This is a genomic window from Aquabacterium sp. A7-Y (genome assembly GCF_026153205.1).
Lineage (GTDB): Bacteria > Pseudomonadota > Gammaproteobacteria > Burkholderiales > Burkholderiaceae_C > Caldimonas.
In genome coordinates, this window is record NZ_JAPFBW010000036.1 from 38,954 (window position 1) to 61,489 (window position 22,536).

The window sequence follows — 22,536 nt, forward strand, 5'->3', positions numbered from 1 at the left end:
ACCATGGCTTTCAACCTTCATGGCCGCAGCCTGCTGAGCCTGCTGGACTTGAGTGCAGCCGAAATTCGCGAGCTGCTGCGCCTCGCCGCCGACCTGAAGAGCGCCAAGCGCAGCGGCACCGAAGTGCCCCGGCTGTCCGGCCGCAACATCGCGCTGATCTTCGAGAAAACGTCCACGCGCACCCGAAGCGCGTTCGAAGTGGCGGCGCACGACCAGGGTGCCCATGTCACCTACATCGGCCCCCACGACTCGCAGTTGGGCCACAAGGAATCGGTAAAGGACACGGCCCGCGTGCTGGGTCGACTGTTCGACGCGATCGAATACCGTGGCTTCGGCCAGACGATCGTGGAAGACCTGGCCCGCTACGCTGGCGTGCCGGTCTACAACGGCCTCACCGCGGAGTTTCATCCGACGCAGGTCTTGGGCGATTTCATGACCATGCGCGAATTCACCCACAAGCACCTGTCCGACGTCACGCTGTGCTACCTGGGCGACGCGCATTCGAACACCGCCGATTCTCTGATGGTGGGGGCGGCGAAGGTCGGCATGAAGCTGAAGATCGGCGCGCCCCATTCGCTGTGGCCGACACAGTCCCTGGTGGAGGAATGCGGCCGCATCAGCGCTGACACGCAGGCGCAACTCATGCTCACGGAGAACCCGGCCGAAGCGGTCGCCGGCGCGGACTTCATCTACACCGACGTGTGGCTGTCGATGGGCGAGGACGAGTCACTGTGGAAGCAGCGCATCGACCTGCTCAAGCCCTATCGAGTGACGCAGTCGCTGATGGACCGCTCCGGCAACCCGCATGTGAAGTTCATGCACTGCCTGCCCGCCTTCCACAACCGCGACACCGCCGTCGGCGCCGACATCGCCGAGCGCTTCGACATCGACTGCATGGAAGTGACCGACGCGGTTTTCGAGTCCGAGGCGTCCATCGTGTTCGACCAGGCGGAAAACCGCATGCACTCGATCAAGGCGCTACTGGTGGCCACGCTCGGCTGAAGCTCGGCCGGCAAGGCCTGCCGGCTCAACTCAGGCCCACGTGATCAGCGCTGATCCAGGTGCCCGCCTCCCGGCTGGCGAAACGGTCCACGTCCGCCAGGTTGCCGATGACCGACGGCCGCGAGGTGGCCTCGGTGAAGGCACAGGCGGCCTCCACCTTCGGCCCCATCGAGCCCGCAGCAAAGTGCAGCGCGCGCAGCGCCGCGGGTGACGCTGAATGGATGGCCCGCTGGCTCGCCAGCCCCCAATCCAGGCAGACCTCCGTCACGTCGGTGGCGATCATCAGCAGGTCGGCATCCAGCTGGCGCGCCAGCAGGCTGGAGACGAGGTCCTTGTCGATCACCGCTTCCACGCCGTGCATGCGGCCGTCCGGGCCATCGGCCGCTACAGGGATGCCGCCGCCGCCGGCACAGATGACGACCGAGCCATGGCGCAACAGTGTCTGCACCGAGCGCAGGCCCGGAATGCGCAGCGGCTTGGGCGAAGGCACCGCGCGGCGCAGCCCATCGCCATCAGGCATGAGATGCCACCCCCGTGCGCGCGCCAGCCGTTCGCCTTCACCCTTGGCATAGACGGGTCCGATCGGCTTGGAGGGGCTGGCAAACGCCGGGTCGTCCGGGTCGACCTCCACCCTGGTCAGCAAGGTGGCGACGCTGCGGCCGACTGGCAGGCAGTTGGCGATCTCCTGCTCCAGCAGGTAACCGATCATCCCCTCGGTCTGCGCGTCGAGCACGTCCAGCGGAAAGCCCTCGGCATTCGGGCCGGCGCTGTTCTGCAGGGCCAGCAAACCCACTTGGGGCCCGTTGCCATGCGTGACCACCAAGCGGTATCGGCCAGCGAGCCGAGCCAGGTGAGCAGCTGCAAGGCGCACATTGCGCAGCTGCACCTCGGGCTCCAGCGGCTCGCCACGCCGCAACAGCGCGTTGCCGCCCAGGGCGACCACGAGCAAAGGGTCCAAAGTTTGAGCCGTGTTCACAAGGACAAGGCTCCGGTCGACAGCAGATACCCGGCCACGCAGGCCGCGGCCACCAGCAGACCGGCGGCGACGGCCTCACTGCGGGTCAACAGCGGCCGCCTCTGTTCATGCCGAGCGCGCATGAAAAACAGCAGGCCGGGCGCATACAGGAGCGCACTGAAAAGCAGGTACTTCGGACCGGCGGCATACAGCAGCCACAAGCAATAGGCAGTCGCGAGAGCGCCAACCGCGATATCCCGCACCTGAGTACCCCGCTCACCGGCGGCATAGCCCGTGCCGCGCCAGGCCGACTGCAGGGCGTATGCACCGCTGAACAGATACGGCACCAGGATCATCGAGGTGGCCAGCATGATCAGCGCCTGGTAGGTCGCGTTCGACCACAGCGTGAGCAGCAGGAAGAGCTGTGTCAGGCCGTTCGTGACCCACAGGGCGCGTGACGGTGATCCGCGCGGATTCTCGTCGGCCAGCGCAAGTGGCAACAAGCCATCGGTGGCCGGCGTGTGCAGCGTTTGCGCAGCCAGCAGGATCCACGCGAGCAGCGCGCCGCCCACCGACACCATCAAGCCGATGCTGATCAACTTGCTGCCCCAGGGGCCAACGACCTTTTCAAGGACGGCGCCCATCGATGGGTTCTTCAAAGCGGCCAGGTCCGCCTGTCCCATGACGCCCAACGACAACAGTGACACCGCCATCAGCAGGACAAGCACCAGCCCGAAGCCGCCGAGCGTCGCCTTGCCCACATCGGAGCGTCGGGCCGCCCGCGCCGAGTAGACGCTGGCGCCTTCGATGCCGATGAAGACCCACACCGTGATCAGCATGGTGCTCTTCACTTGGTCAAGAACGGAACCGAGCTTCGGCGCGCCCCAAAAGCCGGCCTGGAAGGTGTCGACCTTGAAGGCCAGCGCCACGAGACCGACGAACAGGGCCAGCGGCAGGAGCTTGGCCACGGTGGTGACCGTGTTCATGAGCGCGGCGTTGCGGATGCCGCCCAGCACCAGCCCGTGTAAGGTCCACAGCAACGCCGAGGCTGCGATGATGGCCGCCGCGGTATTGCCTTCGCCGAATATCGGGAAGAACTGGCCCAGTGCAGCGAAGAAGATCACCAGGTAGCCGACATTGCCGATCCAGGCGCTGAGCCAGTAGCCCCAAGCCGAGTTGAAGCCCACCAGATCGCCAGCGCTAGCCCGCGCGTAGGCGTACACACCGTTGTCCAGCGCAGGCTGGCGCGCCGCCAACGTCTGATAGACCAAGGCCAGCATCATCATGCCGGCACCGCTGATCAGCCAGCCGATCAGGACCGCACCGGCTCCCGCGCCGGATGCCATGTTCTGCGGCAGGCTGAAAATGCCACCGCCAACCGTGGACCCAACCACCAGCGCGACGAGTGCGCCCAGCCCCAGCGACCGGGGCGATGAAACGGAACGGCCGGCGGGCACCGCCTGGCCGGCAGCACGGCGCTGTCCAGCCGCGGAAGATGAATGGGTCAAGGTGGCCATGGCCTCTCCTGAATGATGTGGGGGCATGATGGGTGCGCCAACAGCGACGCCGCTTGCGCTCCGTCAAGCCGAGGCACGGTCCAGGTGCCGCTGCAGGACAAGAGGTTCCACGTCCTACGCCGATCCCGGCGGTCATCTCCGCGACAGAGGCGTTCTGATTTCAGCGAGTCAGATCTTGGAGATGGCGGCGTTCTGAAACCGATGGCTGGCGCTGTGCTCCTCAACGCACGAGCAGCAGCGGCACCTTGCAGCTCGCGATGACGCGTGTGGTGACCGAGCCCAGCACCACGCTGCCGAGGGCTGAGTGGCCGTGGGTGCCCATCACCATCAGGTCGTACCGGCCCTCCTGTGCGAGTTCCGCCACCACATCGCCGGCATGGCCCACGGCGTAGCGGGTCTCCAGCCTCCATCCCGTCTGGACGGCGAATTGACGCACTGGCGACAACACCTTTTCTGCCTCTTCCTGGTAGTAGCTGTCGAGTAGGCCCTTATCCAGAAAGCCGGCGGCGTGGGGCGGCACGGCCGGCACGACCGTCAAAGCGGTGTAATCGTGGCTCGTTCCGAACATTTCATCGTGAGCCGCCACGAAGCCGAGCATCCGCTTGGTGTAGGTACTGCCGTCGACGGGGAGAAGGATTTTCATGAAGCACTCCGGGGGGTCAGGGTGCTTGCATCGTGCGCTAGCGCCCGGCGTCCTGGCTTGAGATTCATCAAGCCGGCGACGGCGCAGCATCGCGAGCCGTTCGGTCTTTGATGTAGCCCTGTGCTGCCTCCAAGTCTCGCAGTGGGGCGGCCAGCGCGAGCAGCTCGGCCTCATTCAGCGTTTCATGGTCCAGCAGCGCCTTCACGCAGCGGTCCAGCACCTCCCGGTGCCGTCGCAACATGTCGGTGGCGCGGGCCTGCGCGCCCTCCAGCAGGCCGCGCACCGCATCGTCAATGCGCTGTGCGGTGGCGGGGCTGGCAGCGGCCGGTGGGAGCGCGCCGGTCGCTCCGTCCTGCGGCAGCAGCATGGTGGCGGGCACACCGGCATACACCACCGGCCCCAGTGCCTGGTCCATGCCGAAGCGCAACACCATGTCACGTGCGATATCGGTGGCTTTTGCAAGATCGTCCGCCGCGCCCGTGGATGGCTCGCCGAAAACCAGCACCTCGGCGGCCCGGCCGCCCAGCAGCACCGTGAGCTTGTCCATCAACTGCGTACGCTGCATCAGGTGCCGGTCTTCCGTGGGTCGCTGCAGCGTGTAGCCGAGCGCGCCCACGCCGTGCGGCACGATCGAGACCTTGTGCACCCGGTCGGCGCCTGGCAAGGCCAGCGCGGTCAGGGCATGACCCAGTTCGTGTGTGGCCACCAGTTGACGCTCACGCGGACTGATCAGCCGGCGCTTCTTTTCAATGCCGGCCACGATACGCTCAATGGCCTGAGTGAAATCCTCCAGCGTCACAGCCTTGGCATCGCGCCGCGTGGCCACCAGGGCGGCTTCGTTCACCACGTTGGCGAGGTCAGCACCGGCGAAGCCGACGGTGATGGCCGCCACCAGGTCGAGGTCCACCTCGGGTGCCAGCGGCACCTTGCGGGCATGCACCTTCAGGATGGCGGTGCGGCCGTCACGGTCCGGCCGGTCCACCAGCACCTGACGGTCGAAGCGGCCGGCACGCAGCAGCGCAGGGTCGAGGATTTCTGGACGGTTGGTGGCGGCCAGCAGCACCACCCCCACGCTGGGGTCGAAGCCGTCCAGCTCGACCAGGAGTTGATTCAGTGTCTGCTCGCGCTCGTCATGGCCGCCTGACACCGGGAACACACCGCGCGCCTTGCCCAGCGCATCGAGCTCGTCGATGAAGATGATGGCCGGCGCCGTCCTGCGTGCCTGCTCGAACAGATCACGCACGCGTGCCGCGCCGACGCCGACGAACATCTCGATGAACTCGGAACCGCTGATGGAAAAGAACGGCACGCCCGCCTCCCCGGCCACCGCGCGCGCGAGCAGTGTCTTGCCCGTGCCGGTGGGGCCCATCAGCAACACCCCCTTGGGCACCCGCGCTCCGAGCCGTCCATAGTGCTGCGGATTGCGCAGGAACTCCACGATCTCCCGGAGCTCGGTCTTGGCTTCGTCCACACCCGCTACGTCGTCGAAGCACACCCCGGTGCTCTTCTCCATGTACACCTTGGCCTTGCTGCGGCCGATGCCCATCAACCCACCGCCCATGGAGCCCGCCATGCGCCGGGCCATGAAGCCCCAGAACCCGACCAGGATGAGCACCGGCAAGATCCATCCCATCAGGTCGGAGACCCAGGTGGCCTCGCGCACGCGCTTGTACGCCACGCCGAAGCCCGACAAGCGCTCAGCCATCGCCGGCTCCACCGGCGTGGACACCAGCACCTTCTTGCCGCGCGCGTCCGGCACCTTGAGTGTCCCGGTGACTCGCTGGTCACCCACCGTCACCTCGGCCACCCGGCCTTCGCGCAGCTGCTGCTCGAACACGCTGTAGGGCACGACCTCCACCTCGCGGTCCTGCCCCCACCCGATCCAGGCGAGCCAGACCAGGCCCAGCCCGAACACGGCCGTTGTCAGGTTGACCCTTGTTGACTTGTTCATTCGCATCTCTCTGGCGCCGCAAGTCCAAGGCAGCGCGTTGTTCCGGTGCTCGATTCTTGGCAGCGATGAGCATGCCTTGCTTGACAACGCTCAAGTGCCGTCACGTCAACCTGTAACGCGGAGCGCAGCTCTCACCCCTCGGGACAGCAGCCAGATCGGGAAAGTCAGAGCTTTGCGGCTTTAGTCCACCGTATTCCGCAAAGAATGGGAGGGACGGCCCCACCGGCTGGCGCGGAGCACTCCATGGAGAGTCGCCCGCGCAAGGGAGCAAGGAACGGAGAGAGGAGATGCCGGAAAGTCACTCGCCGCGTGCACCAAGTGCCGCGACCTTGCGCAGCCAACGTTCCCGATCGCCAGGGCTCATGCCCTCTACCAGGCCGATCAGCGTTTCGTGTATCGGTGCGATGCCGATCAGAGGTGGGTGCAGCGGGGGACTTGACGCAGATCAACCCGTGGTCGGCACACCACCTTCACATTGCGCGTCAACAAGGAGACATGATGCGAATGGAGTTTCTCGGGGGCACGGGCACCGTCACCGGATCCAAGTACCTGCTGGATCACGACGGACGCCAGCTGTTGGTGGACTGCGGCTTGTTCCAGGGCCTGAAGCAGCTGCGACTGCGCAACTGGGACCGGCTGCCGATCGATCCCTCGCGGATCGACGCCGTGCTGTTGACGCACGCGCACATCGACCACAGCGGGTTTGTTCCCCGGCTTATAAAGCTAGGATTCAAGGGGCCGGTGTATTGCACGAAGGCCACGCGGGAGCTGTGCGAGCTGCTGTTGCCGGACTCGGGCCGGCTGCAGGAGGAGGAGGCCGACTTCGCCAACCGGCACGGCTACTCCAAGCACAAGCCGGCGCAGCCGCTCTACACGGAGCAAGAGGCGCGTGCGGCACTGCGGCGCTTCGAAGTGCTGGCGCACGACCGAGAGCACACGCCTTGGCAGGGTTGGACATGGCGCCTGCGCAGGGCAGGCCACATCCTCGGGGCCTGCAGCCTGCATGTAGGCTGGGGCGGCGGCAGTCTCCTGTTCTCCGGAGACCTGGGCCGCAGCGACGACCTCATGATGCGTCCTCCAGCGCCGCCCGACGCCGCGGACTATGTGGTGATCGAATCCACCTACGGCGATCGCACTCACCGTGCCGGCGATGCACAGGCCGAGTTGGCGACCGTGATCAACCGCACCGCCGCACGCGGCGGCATCGTGCTGATCCCGGCTTTCGCGGTGGGCCGCGCCCAGGAACTGCTGCATGTCATCCAGCAACTGAAGCAAGCTGGGCGCATCCCGGCGATGCCGGTGTACCTGAACAGCCCGATGGCGGCCGACGCCACGCGCTTGTACCAGCACCATCTCGACGAGCATCAGCTCACCGCCGAACAGTGCACGGCGCTGAACCGCGAGGTGCGAGTGGTCAACACGGTGGAAGAATCAAAGCGCCTCAACGACCTGAGGATGCCTTCGATCATCGTCTCCGCCAGCGGCATGGCCACCGGCGGTCGGGTGCTGCACCATCTCAAGGCGTACGCCCCGGACCCCCGCAATACCATCCTGTTCGCGGGCTTTCAGGCGGCAGGTACGCGGGGCGCGGCCATGGTCTGCGGCCTGGATGCCGTCAAGATCCACGGCCAGTACGTGCCGGTGCGGGCCGAGGTGGTGCAGCTGGACCAGCTCTCGGCACACGCCGACCGCGAGCAACTGCTGGCTTGGCTCTCGGCGCTACCGCAGCGGCCGCGCCAGGTGTTCGTGACGCACGGGGAACCAGTGGCCGCTGACGCGCTGCGGCACACGATCGAGGAACGCCTTGGCTGGCCGAGCCGGGTGCCCGAGTACCGGGAGGCGGTGGCCCTCTGAGCACACGCGGTCACACGCCGGTTTTTCAGCGCGCCAGGCATCCGCCGTCGACGATTAGCGCCAGCCGGCCCAAGCCGCCCGCAGGAACACAAGGATGGGAGCGTCGACGCTGCTGCTACCGCATCAGCGCGACCGGCACACGGCTCAGGTGTGCCGTCTTCAACGCCACCGAACCCAGTGCCGCCGGAAGGATCCGGCCAGTACCGTGCGTGGCCATGGCGATCAGCTCTGCCTGGTGCTCCTCGGCAAACCTCGCGATGCCGGTAGCCGGCTCGCCGGCGAGCCGGTGCACCTCGTGCGAGATCCCCGCATCGGCCAACAGCTGCCGAGCCGTCGCGATCGCCTCGTCGGCCTCGCGATCGCTCCAGCTGCGCAGCACATCGTCGTGCGGGGGCAGGACGGCCTCAAGGAGGGTCAGCGCCGGCTGGAAGTGCACCAGGTTCACATGCAAGGAGCCGAGCAGGCCGGCCAGCTCAATCAGACGCCGCACGGCCGAGGTGGATTCGACGGAGCCGTCCAGTGGCGCGGTCACACGCAACCGAACGCCCCACTCTGTCGGCAACACGGCATCAGGCTTGACCAGCACCACCGGGCACTGAGCCGCGGGAGCGATCCGCAACGCCACGGAGCCGAGGGCAAAACCACCGAGCACGCCTTCTCCGCGCGTGCCCATGATCACGAGGCGGGCTGCATGTTCTTCTGCCACTTCCAGGATCGTCGCCGAGGGGTGTCCAAGGCGGACCAGCGTCTCTGGTTCGAACCCCGCCTCGGTCAGCAGCGTGCGCACCGGCTCGACAATCGCCAGCCCTTGCTGCTGCAGCGCCTCTTCCAGTGCTTTGCGGCCGACCACAGAGTCGGGCCAGGCTTGCAAAGGCGGACGCTGCACGTTCAGAAGCAGCGGGCGCAACGCCGACCGGTCGCCACAATAGTGGGCGACCCAATGCGCGGCCCGAAGAGACGCTTGGGAAGCGTCGATTGGAAGCAGAACTACCATTGTTTATCTCGTCTTGGCGTTGTGATACCAGCATCAGCTTGGCACGGCGTGCATGTCAACGGCCGTCACATTTGCTTAAGCATGGACGACTGCCGTACGGCTGTTTGAGAGCGCTCAAGCCGGCACCGGCTCCTACGGCCGATGCCCCAGGCTTGGCCCTCCTGCAGACGCCCGCCGAGCCGCACGCCATGCGCGGCCGCGGCGCCTCACTAGCTCGCTGATGCATCACGCTCTCGAAACTGAAACTGCCAGCATGGCTGCGCCGGCCACCATCGACATCAGGTAGCCCATGGCGACGCGGCGCCCGAGTAGCCTGCCACCGATGATCCAGGACATGGCCGCCTTGGTCACCATGTTGGAAAGAATCGCCAGCGCCACGACGGCCGCAGCCACCCCGCCGGCTACCGACCCCGCCGCATCCAAACGCGCTGCCGAGATCGTGACCGCGTCCACATCGACCAAGCCCGACAGCAGCGCGAGGCCATAGAGCCCGCTCACCCCGATCCACTGCTTGCTGGCCTCGCTGAGCACGGACATCAGGCCCAGGAACGCGCCGAAACCGAGCGCCGCACTCAGATCGAAAGGCTGCATCTGCGCCGGATCGACCGGCTCGGCCTGAAGATCCCGGCGCCGCCAGTACACAAGGGCGATCGCGATCAGTGCCACGGCCGCGGACACCATCGGCGCCAGCATCAGGCGCCCGAGCGAGGGCGCCATCGACATGACGATCAGCGCCAAGCGCAGGAACATGACCGCGCAGGCCGAGAGCGCCCCGGCGGTGGCAGCGTCCACCAGACCGGGGCGGTCGCGCAGCTGGCGCGCCAATGCGAGCGTGGCCGCGGTGGAGGATGCCAGCCCACCCAGCAGACCGGTCCACAGCGCGCCGCGTTGTGGCCCCGCCATGCGGACGGCGACGTGGCCGGATAGCGAGAGCCCGGCGATCAGCACGACAGCCCACCAGAGACGGTAGGGATTCAGCGCGCCATAGGGGCCATAGGGTGCATCCGGCAGCATCGGCAACACCACGGCGGACAGCACCAGCATCTGCAGCGCGGCGCTGAGCTCGCGGTGCTCGATCAGACGCAGCCATCGGTGCAGCGTGGAGCGCAGATTGAGCAGCATTGCCACGATCACTGCCGCGCTGATCGCAAGAGCGGGCGAGCCGCCGGCGGACAGCGCGCCGAGTCCGAATGTCAGCCACTGCGCGATCGCCGAGGTGGCGCTCAGGTTGCTCGTTGAACGCACACCTTCGCGGTAGGTCACGGTGCCCAGCAGCATCAGGCCGAGGGTGGCCGCAGCCAGCACCCACGATCCGAGAAGCGCAAACACACCGCCCAACAGCCCGGTCAGGGCAAAGGTTCGCAAACCGGCGACACGGCCGCCGTCGGCCACGTCGCGCTCGCGCCAAGCACGCTCCAGGCCGATCACGAGGCCGACCGCCAGGGCACCGAGCAGGTCTGGCGTGTGGGCTTGGAGCTGCAGGTTGTCGATGCTGAGCAAGCGGTTTTCTTGTTGGAAGGGGAAGACGAGCGCCGGCTGCTGTCAATCCGGCACATCAGTGGGCCATCAGCACCGGTAAGGTCATCGATCGCAGCACGGTGCGCGACGCGCCGCCCAGCACCAGCTCGCGCGCCCGGCTGTGCCCGTAGCAGCCCATGACCAGCAGGTCTGCCGAAAGGTCGGCTGCCAGAGACTGCATCAGATCGCCCACGTCGGCGCCGGTGAGTGCATGGCGGTGAAGTTCAGCCTGCACGCCGTGTGCTTGCAGGAAACCGAGAATATCGAGGGCCGGAGCGGTTTGCGGTGCATTGCTGCTTCCCCACACGGCGACGTGCACCCGCGTCGCCTGCTGCAGCACGGGCAGCGCGGCGCTCACGGCCCGCGCTGCCTCGGGTGTTTCTTTCCAGGCGATGAGGACCGTGTCGCCCAGCGTCGTCCCGGTGTCGATATACGGCAGTACCAGCGCCGGCCGGCCGCTTGCCATGACCACCGACTCGACGAAATCGCCCGGCACGCCACTGGCCGGCCTGTCGGGGTCGTGCTGGCCCAGCAGCATCAGGTCGGCGTAGCGGGCCTGTTGCACAAAGGCGTCGACCGGCAGACCGGACGCTTCGTGCCAAGTGATGGGCGGGCCGTCCTCGGACTCGGCATGCTGTCGCACCTGGCGCACCAGCGCGAGCCTGCGTTCGTCGATCTCTTGCGCCAGCGTGATGCTCGCGCTGTCACTGCTCAGCTCCAGTCCGATCTCCGCGCACGCAGGCGTCACCGCATAGAGTGCATGAACGTCGGCCTCCAAGCGCCGCGCCAATTGACGTGCCACACGAAGTCGCGCGGCACAGTGCAAGCCCGCGTCGGCATGAACGAGAATGGTTTTAATGGCATTCATGATGTCTTCCGGGTTGGTGCATTTGCCTGGGCAGTCTAGGAAGACTCCGTTCCTATGCCTTGCGCAATGTCAAGCAATCGCACAGGGGCTGGTTGATACACAGGTGGAGGTCGTTGTTCCATGACGGGGGAATCATGGAATCGTCATTGACAGAAGCCGACGCAGCCAAGGCGTTGGCGAAGAGGTAGCCGTGGTGGGCTCGGGCCTCGCCGATCGTGTTGACGACCACCGTCAGAAGCCGATCGGCGCCGGCGCGCATGTCCTGCGGCTGCGTGCACAGCCACAGCGAGTCGATGCGGATCATTCCTTCAGCGCCGTGGCGGCGAGTTCGCGCAGCCAGGCCGCGCACGACGCGGCCTGTGTCGACGGCCAGCGCACGACCAACTGCGCGCTCCCGCGCTTGAGCTCGATGTGAATGTCCGGGCAGACGGGCGCCATTGCATCGTCGCTGGCGCTGGCCTCGCCGGCTGCCGGCTCGAGCTCCACCGGGACGAAGTGCAGCGTCGCCCCTGCCCTTGAACTCGGCGCCGTGAACGCGCCGCTGGGATTTGCGGTTGCATAGGTGCCCACCTGTTCGAATTGGTGGACACCCTCGTCACCAGCCCATCAGCGCCGTTCAAGATGGGATGGCTGGACGCTCACCTGCCCGCGCCCGGTACAGCGCATCGACCGTGATATCGCGCACCTCGCGCTTGCTCTGAGCGATGTGCGCCTTCAGCAGGCGCTGCGCCTCGTCGGCGCGCCGCTGCGTGATCGTGCGCAGGACCTTCGCGTGTTCCTGGTAGGTGGCTTCCACACGTGCGGGCTTGGTGAAGTCCAGCCGCCGCACGATGCGAATGCGATCGGTGATCTCTTGGTGCACGCGCATCATCTCGCGGTTGCCGCTGGCGCGCACGAGCTGGCCGTGGAAGGCTTCGTCGAGCTGGCGCACGCGGTCGGCATGGCTCTCGCGATCGCTCACCGGCACCAGCCACACGCTGTTGAGCTCTGCCAGCAGCGGCCGCTCCTGCGCCTCGCACAGCACGCGCACCGCATGGCATTCGATCAGCACGCGCAGGTCGTACAGCTCGTCGAAGGTATCGAAGTCCAGCGGCGCCACCTGCCAGCCGAGCTTGGGGAAGACCTGCACGAAGCCCTCCTGTTGCAGCCGCTGCAGCGCCTGGCGCAGCGGCGTGCGGCTCACCGCGATGCGCTCGGCGAGCTCGGCCTCGGAGAAACGGTCCCCCGGCATCAGCTCGAAATCGAAGATCAGCTGGCGCGTGGCCGCGTAGGCCTGCTCGGCGAGCGAGGCATTCGAGGCGAGCGACAGCGCGCGGTCAGAAGACTTCACCGTTCTCATAAGTCGACCAAGCTTACATGCGCTGCGACGATCTTCCAGCCGACGCCCGCAAAGCGCACCCAGGTCTGGCTCTGCAAGCCGAGCCTCGGTGTGTCGCTGCGGCGGAACTGCGTCTGCACCACCGCGAAGTCGCGGCCGAAGCTGCTGATGCGCAGCGCGTGCAGCGTGCGCGTGAAGTCGGGCACCGGCACCGTGGCGCGGTAGGCGGCGATCGCTTGCGCGCCGTGCTGCACGTCCGCAAAGCCATAACGCGTGGCCGCCTCGTGGTCCCAGAAGAATTCGCCCAGCGCGGCCACGTCGTTGCGCATCAGCGCGGCCTCATAGACCTCAAACAGCGCTCGCAGCTCGCGCTGCACCTCGGGCAGGTTGACTTCGGTGTCGTGGGTCATCGCGAGCGAAGATAGGCGCGCCAGCCGCCGTGCGCGCTGATGTTCCGCGCATCATGCAGCGCCCACGGCTCGCAGATGAAGCCCTTGACCCATTGTCCGTCGGCCAGCTCGATCGACCCCAGGCCAAGCGGCGGCGGGATCAGCGCGACGTCGTGATCCCGGGCCGACTCCACGACGCGCCGCACCACCGGATCGATGGCCTCGGGCTGCGCCTGCAGCAAGACCTGCATCACCGCATGACGCTCGGCCACCCACGGCCCGTCGTAGAGCAGCCGCGCCACCTCGTGCAGCACCGAGATGTCGATGCGCTCGAGCGGCGCGGCCAGCGACTGCGCGTCACGCAGCGCCTGCTGCCAGGCTTCGCCATAGCCTTCATCGCCCGGCCACTGCGCCGAGAAGGGCACGCCCACGCGCGGCCCGCGGCCGAAGCTCGACGGCCGCAGTGCGAGATGCTGGAACGCGGGTGCGGCGTCGCCGCCATCGATCACCGCCATCACCGGTGCCGCGTCCTCGACCGTCAGCGCGAAAACCGACACCACGTCGAGCGTGCGGCAGGCCGGCACCACGCCCTGCGTGCCCACGCGCCCCGCCGTCGGCTTCAAGCCCACGATGTTGTTGAAGCCGGCCGCCACGCGGCCCGAGCCCGCGGTGTCGGTTCCGAGCGCGAAGGGCACCAGGCCGCGCGCCACCACCGAGGCCGAACCCGAACTCGAGCCGCCGCTCACGCGCTCGGCATCGAAGCTGTTCGGCACCTCGCCATAGGGCGAACGCGTACCGACGAGGCCAGTCGCAAACTGGTCTAGGTTGGTCTTGCCCACCAACACGGCGCCGGCATCGAGCAGGCGCTGCACGCAGCTCGCGTGCTCGCCCGGCGTGTAGGCGAAGGCGGGGCAGGCTGCGGTGGTCGGCAAGCCGGCGACGTCGATGTTGTCCTTCACCGCGAATGGCACGCCGTACAGCGGCAGCTCGTCCGGCCTGCGGCCATGGAGGGCCTGCATCTGTGCGGCGATGAAGGCTTCGCCGCACAGCGTGATCCACGCCGGATCGTCTCCGCGGTGCTGCGCGCGCAGCGCATCGATGTGCTGCGGCGGCGTCAGCGCGCCATCACGATAGGCGCGCAGCAGCGCGTGGATGGTCAGCGGCTTCATCTTGGCAACGCGGCCAGCAGCCGCGCGCTCTGTGCCGTCCAGCCGACGATCGCGCCCTGTGCCCGGATCATCGCCAGCGTCGCCGCCTTGAACTCGGGGAAGTAGCTCTCGGTGCCGTCCTCGACGAGCAGGCATTCGTAGCCGCGGTCGTTCGCTTCGCGCAGCGTGGTCTGCACGCAGACCTCGGTGGTGACGCCCATCACCACGAGCTGCGCGATGCCGCGGCGCTGCAGCTCGTCGTGTAGCGGTGTGGCGTAGAACGCGCCCTTGCCGGGCTTGTCGATCACGAGCTCGCCGTCGATGGCCGCCAGCGCCGGCACGATCTCGCTGCCCGGCTCGCCGGCGACGAGGATGCGGCCCATCGGCCCGCGGTCGCCGATGCGCAGCGACGGGTTGCCGCGCCGGCGCTTGGCCGCCGGGCAGTCCGACAGGTCCGGCCGGTGCGCCTCGCGCGTGTGCACGACGAAGCCGCCTGCGGCGCGCCATGCATGCAGCACGCCCTGCACCGCGGACACGATGGCCTGCAGCCGCGTGACGTCGTTGCCCAGCGTCTCGCCGAAGCCGCCGCGCTCGATGAAGTCGCGCTGCATGTCGATGATGACGAGCGCCGCGGTCTCGATCGAGAACCGGTATTCGAAGGGATCGGCGTCGAGAGTGATCAAGCCGCCTCCTGCGCCGCATGAGCGCGGCCGCCCATGAAGCTGCCGAGCACTTGCCGCTCGGCCTGCGCGGCATCGGTCTCGTGCACGATGCGGCCTTCGCTCATCACGACGATGCGGTCGGCCAGCATGAGCAACTCGTCGAGGTCTTCGCTCACCAGCAGCACCGCAGCGCCTGCGTTGCGCGCCGCCGTCAGGCGGGCGTGGATCTCGGCCACGGCGGCGAAGTCGAGCCCGAACACCGGGTTGCTCACGAGCAGCAAGCGCGCATCGTCGCTGAGCTCGCGCGCCAGCACGGCGCGCTGCACATTGCCCCCGGACAGCGAGCGGATGGCCGCGCCGGGCCCTTGCGTCTTCACGCCGTAGTCGCCGATCAAGGCTTGCGCGCGGCGGCGCACCGCGCGCCAGCGCATCCATCCCCAGCGCGAAGCGGGCGCCTCGTCGAAGCTGCGCAGCGCGATGTTGTGCGCGACGCTCAGCTCGCCGACGCAGGCATTGCGCAGCGGCTCCTCGGGCAGTCCGCGTACCTTCAATACCCGGTTCTCGCGGCGCGTCGCATGAAACGGCTGGCCATCCACCCTCACCTCCCCGCCTTCGCGGGCACGCTGGCCGCTGAGCGCTTCCATCAGCTCGCGTTGGCCGTTGCCTGACACGCCGGCCACACCCACAATCTCGCCCGCGCGCACCACGAGATCGAGCCGGCGCACCGCCGGCTCGCCGCGGTCGCCACGCACCTGCAGCGCGTGAATGCCTAACCTGGCCTCCCCCTCCGCGCGCGGCTCGCGCTGCAGTGTCTTCACCGCGCCGCGCGCCTCGCCGACCATCGCGGCCGCGAGCTGCTGCGGCGTGCTTTGTGCCACCGGCATGCTCGCCACCAGCTGGCCCCGCCGCAGCACGCTCACATCGTCGGCATAGGCCGTCACCTCGCGAAACTTGTGAGTGATCAGCACGATGCTGCAGTCGCCCGCGTGCGCGCGCTCGCGCAAGGCGCAGAGCACTTCGTCGGCCTCCCGCGGCGTGAGCACCGAGGTCGGCTCGTCGAGGATCAGGAGCTTCGGCCGCAGGAACAGCTGCTTGAGGATTTCGAGCTTCTGCTTCTCGCCGGCCGAGAGGTCCAGCGGCGTCGCATCCGGGTCCAGCCTGAACGGCGCGCTCGCCATGAAGGCGTCGAGCTCGGCGCGCGCCGCCTTCCAGTCGATGAGGGCCTTCAGGTGCCCGCGCGCGAGCAGCAGGTTCTCGGCCACCGTCATGCCGGGCACCACGGTGAAGTGCTGGTAGACCATGCCAATGCCGAGGTCGCGCGCGGCGGCCGGCGAATGGATCTCGCGCTCGCGGCCGTCGACCATCACCGCGCCGTCGTCGGCGCGGTAGTAGCCGACGATGCACTTCACCAGCGTGCTCTTGCCGGCGCCGTTCTCGCCGAGCAGCGCCTGCACCGAGCCCGGCCGCACGGTGAGCGAAACGCCATCGAGCGCCGTGAAGGCGCCGAAGCGCTTGGTGAGATTGAAGGTCTCGAGCTGCATCACAGAACCTCGATGGCTTCGAGCACCTGTTCGGACGATGACACGGCGCCGAACACGCCGCCTTGCATCTTGATCATCTTCAACGCCGCCTCATGGTTGCCGCGGTCGGTGGCGCCGGTGCAGTCTTCAAGCATCAGGCACTCGAAGCCGCGGTCGTTGGCCTCGCGCATCGTCGTGTGGACGCACACGTCGGTCGTGATGCCGGTGAGGATGAGGTTGCGGATGCCGCGCGTGTGCAGGATGAGCTCGAGGTCGGTGGCGCAGAACGAGCCCTTGCCGGGCTTGTCGATGACGGGCTCGCCGGGCAGCGGCGCCAGCTCGGGAATGAGCTCCCAGCCCGGCTCCCCGCGCACCAGGATGCGCCCGCAGGGCCCCGGGTCCCCGATGCCCGCGCCGACGCGCTGCGAGCGCCAGCGCTTGTTGGCCGGCAGGTCGGCGAGATCTGGGCGATGGCCCTCCCGCGTGTGGATGACGTGGAAGCCCTTGGCACGCATCGCGGCGAGCAGCTTCCCGATCGGCTCGATCGGCGCGCGCGTGAGCGAGAGGTCGTAGCCCATCGCATCGACATAGCCGCCGATGCCGCAGAAGTCGGTCTGCATGTCGATGATGACGAGCGCCGTGTTCTGCGGCCGCAGGTCGCCATCGTAGGGCCAGGGGTAGGGATCGGCGGCCAACGTGAGGCTCATCGGGACACTCCCAGTTCGATCGGCGCACCCTTCAGCGAACGCTGCGGCGAGCAGGTGGCGACGAGGATGCCGAGCGTCAGTGCGTACGGCATCGCGTTGAAGAGGTAGTAGCCGCCGCTGATGCCCACCGACTGCAGCGCCGGCCCCACCGCGGCGGCGCCGCCGAAGAGCAGCGCCGCCCACAGGCAGCGCATGGGGCTCCAGCGCGCGAAGATCACCAGCGCCACGGCGATGAGGCCCTGGCCGCTGGACAGACCCTCGTTCCAGCTGCCTGGGTAGAACAGCGACAGCGACGCACCGCCCAGCCCCGCAATCACGCCGCCTGCCGCGGTGGCGGCGATGCGCACGGCGTTCACCGAGTAGCCGAGCGCCTTGGCCGCATCGCTCGAATCGCCGGCCATGCGCACGACGAGGCCGAAGCGCGTGTTCGCCAGGCCCCAGCGCAGCAGCAGCGCGAGCGCCACGCCAAGCGGGAACAGGGCGTTGATCGACAGCGCCGACTGCACCTGCGGCGAACTGCTCCACGCCCCGAGTGCGATCGACGGGATTTGCGGCGCCTGCGGCTGGATCAGCGGCTTGCCCAGGTAGAACGCGAGGCCGGCGCCAAGCAGCATCAGCGCGATGCCGGTGGCGATGTCCGACACGTGCGGCAGCGAGCAGATCAGCCCGTGCAGCAGCGCGAGCAGCCCGCCGCTGGCCGCGGCGGCGAGCACGCCGAGCCACGGCGAGCCGCTGGCGTAGGCAGCGGCGAACCCGGCCATCGCCGACAGCACCAGCACGCCTTCGAGCCCGAGGTTGATGCGGCCGGACTTCTCGGTGAGGCATTCGCCGAGGCTGACGAAGAGGAACGGCGTGCCCACGCGCACGGCACCGCCGACGATGGCGAGCGACAGCTCCAGGATCATGACGCCTCCTTCGCCCGCGGCCACACGAGCTTGAGCCGCACCGCCGCCGGCATCTCGATCTGGAACAGCCGCCCGCGCAGCGCCTCGCTGGCGAGGATGAGCACGAAGGCGATGCTCTGCAGCACGAGCACCGAGGCATCGGGCAGGTCGAGCCGCCTCTGCAGCAGGCTACCCGCGGCGCCAAAGCCGCCGAACAGCAGCGCCACCGGCGGAATCGAGAACGGCTGGTGTCGAGCGACGAAGGACACGAGGATGCCGGTGTAGCCCAGTCCCGCGATCACCGACGCATTGGCCGCCGTGTGCACCGCCGCCACCTCGATGCCGCCGGCCAGGCCCGCGGCCGCACCGCCGAGCGCGCAGGCGGTGACGATCAACCGGTTCGTCGGCAGGCCGACGAAGCGCGCCGCACGCGCATTGCCGCCCACCACGCGCAGCGCGAAGCCGTGCGTCGTGAACATCAGCCACACGCCGGCGGCCACACACAGCACCACGCCCCACACGAGGCCCCAGTGCACGTCACCGAGGAGGCTGTCCGGCGCGATGGCACCGATGCGCAGGCCTTCTGCCAGCGGCCTCGTCGATGGCTTGTTCAGGCTCGCGGGGTCGCGCATAGGCCCTTCGACGAAGTGCTTGAACAGCGCGATGCCGATGTAGCCGAGCAAGAGGCTCGAGATCGTCTCGTTCACGCCGCGCCATTGGCGCAGGGCGCCGGCGAGCGCGATCCACGCCGCGCCGGCGAGCGCCGCGGCAAGCAGCACGCAGGCCGTCCCCCCCGCGCCGTTGGGCAGCGGCAGGAGGTACGGCAGCCCCGCGCAGCCGAGCGCGCCCAGCACCAGTGCGCCCTCCCCTCCGATGACGGTGAGGCCGGCGCGCGCCGGCAAAGCCACGCACAGCGCCGTGAGCATCAGCGGCGCCGCCCGCTGCAGCGTGTTCTGCCACGAGAACGCGTCGCCGAACGCGCCCTTGAACAGCAGCAGCCACGCATCGACCGGATTCGCGCCGGAGAAGTGCACGAATACGCCGAACAGCAACAGCGCACCGCCGAGGGCGAGCACGGGCAAGGCGACGGTCTCGGCCGCCGCATGCCAGGGACGTGGGCCGCGTGCCATGGCCTCAGACGGATCCGACGACACCTTCGACAAGGTAGTTCATCGACTCGAGCTCGAGGTCGGTCTGCTTGAGCGTCTTGCCCTTCGCGATGACGACCTTGCCGGTGTTGTCCTTCAACTCGCCCTTGAAGATGTCGAAACTGCCGGCCATCATCGCGGCCTTCACGCCGTCGGCGTTCTTGCGCGCGGCCTCGCTGACCATCGAACCATAGGGCGACGGCTTCACGAAGCCCTCCTTCAGGCCGCCGCGCACGAAGTTGGGATGCGGCTTGCCCGTCTGCGCTGCCTCGATGATCTGCTTGTAGGCGGTGAGCCAGTTCCACTCCGCACCGGTGAGGTAGGCGTTGGGCGCGAGCTTGGCCTGGCTTGCATGGTAGCCGCAGACCATCTTGCCGCGCTTGGCGGCCGTCTCGACCACCACCTTCGGCCCGTCGACGTGCATGGTGAACACGTCCACGCCCTGGTCGGCCAGGCTGTTCGTCGCCTCGGCCTCCTTCACCGGCATGGCCCAGTCGCCGGTGAAGATCACCGTCGTCGTGATCTTCGGGTCTACCGAGCGCGCGCCCAGGGTGAACGCGTTGATGTTGCGCAGCACCTGCGGTATGGGCTTGGCCGCGACGAAGCCGAGCTTCTTGCTCCTGCTCATATGGCCGGCGACGACGCCGTTCAGATACTGGCACTCGTCGATGTAGCCGAAGAAGCTGCCGGCGTTCTTCGGGTGCTTGGACTCGTTCCACAGGCCGCCGCAGTGGGCAAAGCGTACGTTCGGGTTCTTCGGCGCCAGCGCGAGGATGTGCGGGTCGAAGTAGCCGAAGGAGGTGGGGAATAGCAGCGTCGCGCCGTCTTGCGCGATCATGCCCTGCATCGTCTTCTGCACCGCGGTGGTCTCGGGCACGTTCTCCTCCTCGACCACCTTCACGCCGGGCATCTTCTTCGCTTCGGCCGCCGCCTGCGCGTGCGCCTGGTTGTAGCCGAAGTCGTCCTTCGGGCCCACGTAGATGAAGCCCACGCTCAAGGTCTTCTGTGCGAAGACCATCGCCGGCCAGCCCGCCACTCCCAAGCCAACGCCACCCGCACCGATACCCCTGATCCACTCGCGCCGGTTCCAAGCCATGTTCGCTGCTCCTGCTGAAAGTGCTCCTGGGATACCGGCTTGTATACATGCAAGACATGGGCCATCCTCGATCAGCGTCTGCTCGCAGGTTTTCATGCGGTATCACGCGAGGGCCCAGGTGAGCTCGCACTGTTTGAAGGCGCCGAACCACTCCAGGGCAGTGCGAGCGCCCCAGCGCGGGGCGCCAGGGGCAACCTACGCTGCGAGACGAGGTTCGACCCGCATGGACCAGTCGCTATCCTGGCGCTTTCATTTGATCGCCTCGCGGGGCACCTGACGCTGCCCGGCGAGGTAATCGGCCATGGCTTGGGCCTCGCTGTAGCCTTCTACGCCGGTTCCGCCGCTGACGATCACGCGCTTGAACATCCTTGCCGGTACAGCTCGGCGGCCTTGTCCAACCGCGCCCACGGCCGTTCCGAAGGCTTGCCATCGGGCATCACCTCGGAACCCAACACGACGCCCACATCGCTGGCTTGGACGTCATCGTTCAAACCGTCGCGCGGTCGCACCTGTTGTGGCGTAACCAACAATCCGACATGGGGAAGACGCTCACGGGGCTCACGTCGGCCGACGACCCGGACGGCGAGCCGAAGGAACACAGCTTCGACGAGACCGAGTTCCCGAAGTTGCTGCAGTGGATCGGCGCGGCCAATGGCACCCGGTGCTTCCTGCTGCCCCCCCCGCGGCACACGATGGCGGCGTGCGGCTCCCGGTTGACAACCTGTCGTTCTTCGACCCGAACACCGGGGCCCTCAGCAGCCCCCGCGCCAACGTCTTGGCCAACTGTCTGGAAGCCTACTTCCGCACCGAGAAGATCCGCAACGCCTACAGAACCGAACCGTAGAATCGCGTGATCCTGCGGGCAGAGAAGTTCAAAGTCTGAAGAGCGCCGAACGGACACCGCCGGCGCTGCGCCGATCGCCGGCACTCGCCTTGCCCGTCCGATCGACGCGACCGATGGCGGATGGGGCCGGAAGCGAACCGTCTGCCCGCCGCGAGAGCGTCACACAACGCTGACCTGAGACGCCCCTCAACCCACTTCCGTTACGCGATCGCCCCGCCGAGGGGCCAGGCGGCGAGGAAGCGTGGTCAACGAGTAGGTCCCGGACGGTGGGACGGGTGGCGCAGGAGCATTGGCAGGAGGTGGCGTGCCTACATCGGACTAGTACTACAGTCGTACTAGAACTTTTCGCCGTAGCGCCGATAGTCGGCGGATGACTTGACTCGACAGAGGGCGCGATAAAGCGACCGAAGTTCAGGCAGTACCGTCACAAGTACAGCGCGAGGTGGAGCGGTGGGAGGCTCACTTGCAGCAGGTGAGCGAGGCGATCGGTGCGCGATTCGCGCGCTCGGAAGCGCGCACGCATGCAGCGGCCTATTTGCGCGGGCTGCTGCGGCCGGTGCAGCGCAAGAACGGGTGGCAACTGGCGGAGGCGGCCGGCGATGCCACGCCGGGGGCCATACAGCACTTGCTGAGTCGCTCGGTGTGGGATGCCGACGCGGTGCGAGATGATCTGCGCGACTACGTCGTGAAGCACCTGGGGCAACGCCAGGCGGTGCTGGTGGTCGACGAAACGGGCTTTCTCAAGAAGGGCCGGCACTCTGCGCGCGTGCAGCGTCAGTACAGCGGCACGGCCGGGCGCATCGAGAACTGCCAGATCGGCGTGTTCCTGGCCTATGTGAGCGAGCAGGGTCATGCCTTTATCGACCGCGAGCTTTACCTTCCCAAGAGCTGGACCGACGATCCTGATCGCTGCCGCAAGGCAGGGGTGCCACCCGAGCGGGCGTTCGCCACGAAGCCGCAGATAGCACAGCGCATGCTGCAGCGAGCCTTGCAAGCTGGGCTACCTTTTGGGTGGGTAGCCGGCGACGAGGTCTACGGCAATGACCGCAGCCTGCGCGTATGGCTGGAGCAGAACCAGCGCCCTTATGTCATGGCGATTGCCTCCAATAGTTATGTGATGCGCGAGAGCACGCGCAACCAACATGCGGCGACTGCCTCGCAGGACATCCGGGCATCGCAGTGGCGGCGCCTGTCGGCCGGCGACGGCGCCAAGGGCCCCCGTTTGTACGACTGGGCGTGGCTGCCCCTGCTCAGCTGGGGGACCGCCCTGCAGCGTGGGCTGCTGGTACGCCGCAGCCTGGGTGAGGCGGCTGAACTCGCCTACTACGCCGTCTACGCCCCCTTCCATACCCCGCTGCAGGTCTTGGCGCACGTGGCTGGCAGACGCTGGGCCATCGAAGAGTTGTTCGAAAACAGCAAGCAACTCGTTGGCCTCGACAAGTACGAGGTGCGCAGTTGGACCGGCTGGTATCGGCACATCACATTGGCCCTGTTGGCCCATGCCTGCCTGAGCGTCCT

The 22,536-nt window shown here is 67.7% G+C and carries 23 protein-coding genes; 4 read left to right on the forward strand and 19 right to left on the reverse strand.

The genetic code is table 11. The annotated features are described in order from the left end of the window. The first annotated feature begins 3 nt into the window (after window positions 1-3). Entirely contained in the window at window positions 4-1,002 is a 999-nt protein-coding gene (gene argF / locus OOT46_RS25590; RefSeq protein ID WP_265406452.1) for an ornithine carbamoyltransferase, read from the forward strand. 25 nt (window positions 1,003-1,027) lie between these two features. On the opposite strand, the gene OOT46_RS25595 is transcribed toward argF, so the two are convergent. From OOT46_RS25595 to ftsH, 4 genes are all read right to left on the reverse strand, one after another. After that, window positions 1,028-1,951 (reverse strand): carbamate kinase, encoded by a 924-nt coding sequence (locus OOT46_RS25595; protein WP_416136256.1) that lies wholly within the window; start codon window positions 1,949-1,951, stop codon window positions 1,028-1,030. Window positions 1,952-1,974: 23 nt separating this feature from the next. After that, a complete protein-coding gene (gene arcD / locus OOT46_RS25600) occupies window positions 1,975-3,474 on the reverse strand; it encodes an arginine-ornithine antiporter (protein WP_265406454.1) in 1,500 nt (499 codons plus the stop codon). Between the two features lie 220 nt (window positions 3,475-3,694). Then, complete coding sequence (locus tag OOT46_RS25605; protein ID WP_265406455.1) at window positions 3,695-4,117, reverse strand: universal stress protein; 423 nt, start codon at window positions 4,115-4,117, stop codon at window positions 3,695-3,697. A 67-nt stretch (window positions 4,118-4,184) separates the two neighbouring features. Beyond that, window positions 4,185-6,068: an ATP-dependent zinc metalloprotease FtsH gene (ftsH, locus tag OOT46_RS25610; RefSeq protein WP_265406456.1), complete on the reverse strand. Its 1,884-nt coding sequence runs from the start codon at window positions 6,066-6,068 to the stop codon at window positions 4,185-4,187. Window positions 6,069-6,566: 498 nt separating this feature from the next. Here ftsH and OOT46_RS25615 point away from each other — a divergent pair, with 498 nt between their 5' ends. Next, window positions 6,567-7,922: an MBL fold metallo-hydrolase RNA specificity domain-containing protein gene (locus OOT46_RS25615; protein WP_265406457.1), complete on the forward strand. Its 1,356-nt coding sequence runs from the start codon at window positions 6,567-6,569 to the stop codon at window positions 7,920-7,922. A gap of 115 nt (window positions 7,923-8,037) precedes the next feature. Here the strand turns inward: OOT46_RS25615 and OOT46_RS25620 are convergent, their stop codons facing one another. From OOT46_RS25620 to OOT46_RS25690, 15 genes are all read right to left on the reverse strand, one after another. Then, the gene (locus OOT46_RS25620; protein WP_265406458.1) at window positions 8,038-8,916 is read right to left on the reverse strand and encodes a universal stress protein; all 879 of its coding nucleotides are present in this window, start codon (window positions 8,914-8,916) and stop codon (window positions 8,038-8,040) included. Between the two features lie 225 nt (window positions 8,917-9,141). Further along, on the reverse strand, window positions 9,142-10,416 hold the full coding sequence (locus OOT46_RS25625; RefSeq protein ID WP_265406459.1) for an MgtC/SapB family protein: 1,275 nt from the start codon (window positions 10,414-10,416) through the stop codon (window positions 9,142-9,144). Window positions 10,417-10,471: 55 nt separating this feature from the next. Further along, window positions 10,472-11,302 carry a universal stress protein gene (locus OOT46_RS25630; protein WP_265406460.1) on the reverse strand — a complete coding sequence of 277 codons (831 nt, stop codon included), beginning with the start codon at window positions 11,300-11,302 and terminating at the stop codon, window positions 10,472-10,474. Window positions 11,303-11,354: 52 nt separating this feature from the next. Beyond that, window positions 11,355-11,606, reverse strand: a complete 252-nt coding sequence (locus tag OOT46_RS25635) for a hypothetical protein (protein WP_265406461.1) — start codon at window positions 11,604-11,606, stop codon at window positions 11,355-11,357. Then, the gene (locus tag OOT46_RS25640) at window positions 11,603-11,872 is read right to left on the reverse strand and encodes a hypothetical protein (protein ID WP_265406462.1); all 270 of its coding nucleotides are present in this window, start codon (window positions 11,870-11,872) and stop codon (window positions 11,603-11,605) included. The genes OOT46_RS25635 and OOT46_RS25640 overlap by 4 nt, the downstream gene beginning before the upstream one ends. A 46-nt stretch (window positions 11,873-11,918) precedes the next feature. Next, window positions 11,919-12,641 carry a GntR family transcriptional regulator gene (locus tag OOT46_RS25645; RefSeq protein WP_416136255.1) on the reverse strand — a complete coding sequence of 241 codons (723 nt, stop codon included), beginning with the start codon at window positions 12,639-12,641 and terminating at the stop codon, window positions 11,919-11,921. Then, window positions 12,638-13,030: an oxalurate catabolism protein HpxZ gene (gene hpxZ / locus OOT46_RS25650; RefSeq protein ID WP_265406464.1), complete on the reverse strand. Its 393-nt coding sequence runs from the start codon at window positions 13,028-13,030 to the stop codon at window positions 12,638-12,640. The genes OOT46_RS25645 and hpxZ overlap by 4 nt, the downstream gene beginning before the upstream one ends. Beyond that, window positions 13,027-14,178: an amidase family protein gene (locus tag OOT46_RS25655; RefSeq protein ID WP_322114297.1), complete on the reverse strand. Its 1,152-nt coding sequence runs from the start codon at window positions 14,176-14,178 to the stop codon at window positions 13,027-13,029. The genes hpxZ and OOT46_RS25655 overlap by 4 nt, the downstream gene beginning before the upstream one ends. Beyond that, window positions 14,175-14,837 carry a cysteine hydrolase family protein gene (locus OOT46_RS25660; RefSeq protein WP_265406476.1) on the reverse strand — a complete coding sequence of 221 codons (663 nt, stop codon included), beginning with the start codon at window positions 14,835-14,837 and terminating at the stop codon, window positions 14,175-14,177. Before OOT46_RS25660 ends, OOT46_RS25655 begins: the two co-directional genes overlap by 4 nt. Then, the gene (locus tag OOT46_RS25665; protein WP_265406465.1) at window positions 14,837-16,360 is read right to left on the reverse strand and encodes an ABC transporter ATP-binding protein; all 1,524 of its coding nucleotides are present in this window, start codon (window positions 16,358-16,360) and stop codon (window positions 14,837-14,839) included. The genes OOT46_RS25660 and OOT46_RS25665 overlap by 1 nt, the downstream gene beginning before the upstream one ends. Further along, window positions 16,360-17,046, reverse strand: a complete 687-nt coding sequence (locus tag OOT46_RS25670; protein ID WP_265406466.1) for a cysteine hydrolase family protein — start codon at window positions 17,044-17,046, stop codon at window positions 16,360-16,362. The genes OOT46_RS25665 and OOT46_RS25670 overlap by 1 nt, the downstream gene beginning before the upstream one ends. After that, the gene (locus tag OOT46_RS25675; protein ID WP_265406467.1) at window positions 17,043-17,951 is read right to left on the reverse strand and encodes an ABC transporter permease; all 909 of its coding nucleotides are present in this window, start codon (window positions 17,949-17,951) and stop codon (window positions 17,043-17,045) included. The genes OOT46_RS25670 and OOT46_RS25675 overlap by 4 nt, the downstream gene beginning before the upstream one ends. Continuing rightward, the gene (locus tag OOT46_RS25680; protein WP_265406477.1) at window positions 17,948-19,060 is read right to left on the reverse strand and encodes an ABC transporter permease; all 1,113 of its coding nucleotides are present in this window, start codon (window positions 19,058-19,060) and stop codon (window positions 17,948-17,950) included. The genes OOT46_RS25675 and OOT46_RS25680 overlap by 4 nt, the downstream gene beginning before the upstream one ends. Window positions 19,061-19,064: 4 nt before the next feature. Next, window positions 19,065-20,174, reverse strand: coding sequence for a BMP family ABC transporter substrate-binding protein (locus OOT46_RS25685; RefSeq protein ID WP_265406468.1), 1,110 nt, complete (start codon window positions 20,172-20,174; stop codon window positions 19,065-19,067). Window positions 20,175-20,423: 249 nt separating this feature from the next. Further along, a complete protein-coding gene (locus OOT46_RS25690; protein WP_265406469.1) occupies window positions 20,424-20,540 on the reverse strand; it encodes an ElyC/SanA/YdcF family protein in 117 nt (38 codons plus the stop codon). Window positions 20,541-20,874: 334 nt separating this feature from the next. Between OOT46_RS25690 and OOT46_RS25695 the strand changes: the two genes are divergently transcribed. Together OOT46_RS25695 and OOT46_RS25700 are read left to right on the forward strand one after the other, a co-directional pair. Next, window positions 20,875-21,018: a hypothetical protein gene (locus OOT46_RS25695; protein WP_265406470.1), complete on the forward strand. Its 144-nt coding sequence runs from the start codon at window positions 20,875-20,877 to the stop codon at window positions 21,016-21,018. 442 nt (window positions 21,019-21,460) lie between these two features. Continuing rightward, window positions 21,461-22,536: IS701 family transposase (locus OOT46_RS25700; protein WP_265406471.1), on the forward strand; the 1,076-nt coding region annotated here is incomplete at its 3' end.

What these genes read in the sequence shown, in the direction of transcription:
- OOT46_RS25615 (WP_265406457.1), top strand. Translation starts at nt 6,567, where the DNA reads ATGCGAATGGAGTTTCTCGGGGGCACGGGCACCGTCACCGGATCCAAG.
- OOT46_RS25670 (WP_265406466.1), bottom strand. Translation starts at nt 17,046, where the DNA reads ATGAGCCTCACGTTGGCCGCCGATCCCTACCCCTGGCCCTACGATGGC.
- OOT46_RS25620 (WP_265406458.1), bottom strand. Translation starts at nt 8,916, where the DNA reads ATGGTAGTTCTGCTTCCAATCGACGCTTCCCAAGCGTCTCTTCGGGCC.
- argF (WP_265406452.1), top strand. Translation starts at nt 4, where the DNA reads ATGGCTTTCAACCTTCATGGCCGCAGCCTGCTGAGCCTGCTGGACTTG.
- OOT46_RS25665 (WP_265406465.1), bottom strand. Translation starts at nt 16,360, where the DNA reads ATGCAGCTCGAGACCTTCAATCTCACCAAGCGCTTCGGCGCCTTCACG.
- OOT46_RS25680 (WP_265406477.1), bottom strand. Translation starts at nt 19,060, where the DNA reads ATGGCACGCGGCCCACGTCCCTGGCATGCGGCGGCCGAGACCGTCGCC.
- OOT46_RS25690 (WP_265406469.1), bottom strand. Translation starts at nt 20,540, where the DNA reads ATGTTCAAGCGCGTGATCGTCAGCGGCGGAACCGGCGTAGAAGGCTAC.
- OOT46_RS25630 (WP_265406460.1), bottom strand. Translation starts at nt 11,302, where the DNA reads ATGAATGCCATTAAAACCATTCTCGTTCATGCCGACGCGGGCTTGCAC.
- OOT46_RS25605 (WP_265406455.1), bottom strand. Translation starts at nt 4,117, where the DNA reads ATGAAAATCCTTCTCCCCGTCGACGGCAGTACCTACACCAAGCGGATG.
- OOT46_RS25675 (WP_265406467.1), bottom strand. Translation starts at nt 17,951, where the DNA reads ATGATCCTGGAGCTGTCGCTCGCCATCGTCGGCGGTGCCGTGCGCGTG.
- arcD (WP_265406454.1), bottom strand. Translation starts at nt 3,474, where the DNA reads ATGGCCACCTTGACCCATTCATCTTCCGCGGCTGGACAGCGCCGTGCT.
- ftsH (WP_265406456.1), bottom strand. Translation starts at nt 6,068, where the DNA reads ATGAACAAGTCAACAAGGGTCAACCTGACAACGGCCGTGTTCGGGCTG.
- hpxZ (WP_265406464.1), bottom strand. Translation starts at nt 13,030, where the DNA reads ATGACCCACGACACCGAAGTCAACCTGCCCGAGGTGCAGCGCGAGCTG.
- OOT46_RS25635 (WP_265406461.1), bottom strand. Translation starts at nt 11,606, where the DNA reads ATGATCCGCATCGACTCGCTGTGGCTGTGCACGCAGCCGCAGGACATG.
- OOT46_RS25645 (WP_416136255.1), bottom strand. Translation starts at nt 12,641, where the DNA reads ATGAGAACGGTGAAGTCTTCTGACCGCGCGCTGTCGCTCGCCTCGAAT.
- OOT46_RS25685 (WP_265406468.1), bottom strand. Translation starts at nt 20,174, where the DNA reads ATGGCTTGGAACCGGCGCGAGTGGATCAGGGGTATCGGTGCGGGTGGC.
- OOT46_RS25655 (WP_322114297.1), bottom strand. Translation starts at nt 14,178, where the DNA reads ATGAAGCCGCTGACCATCCACGCGCTGCTGCGCGCCTATCGTGATGGC.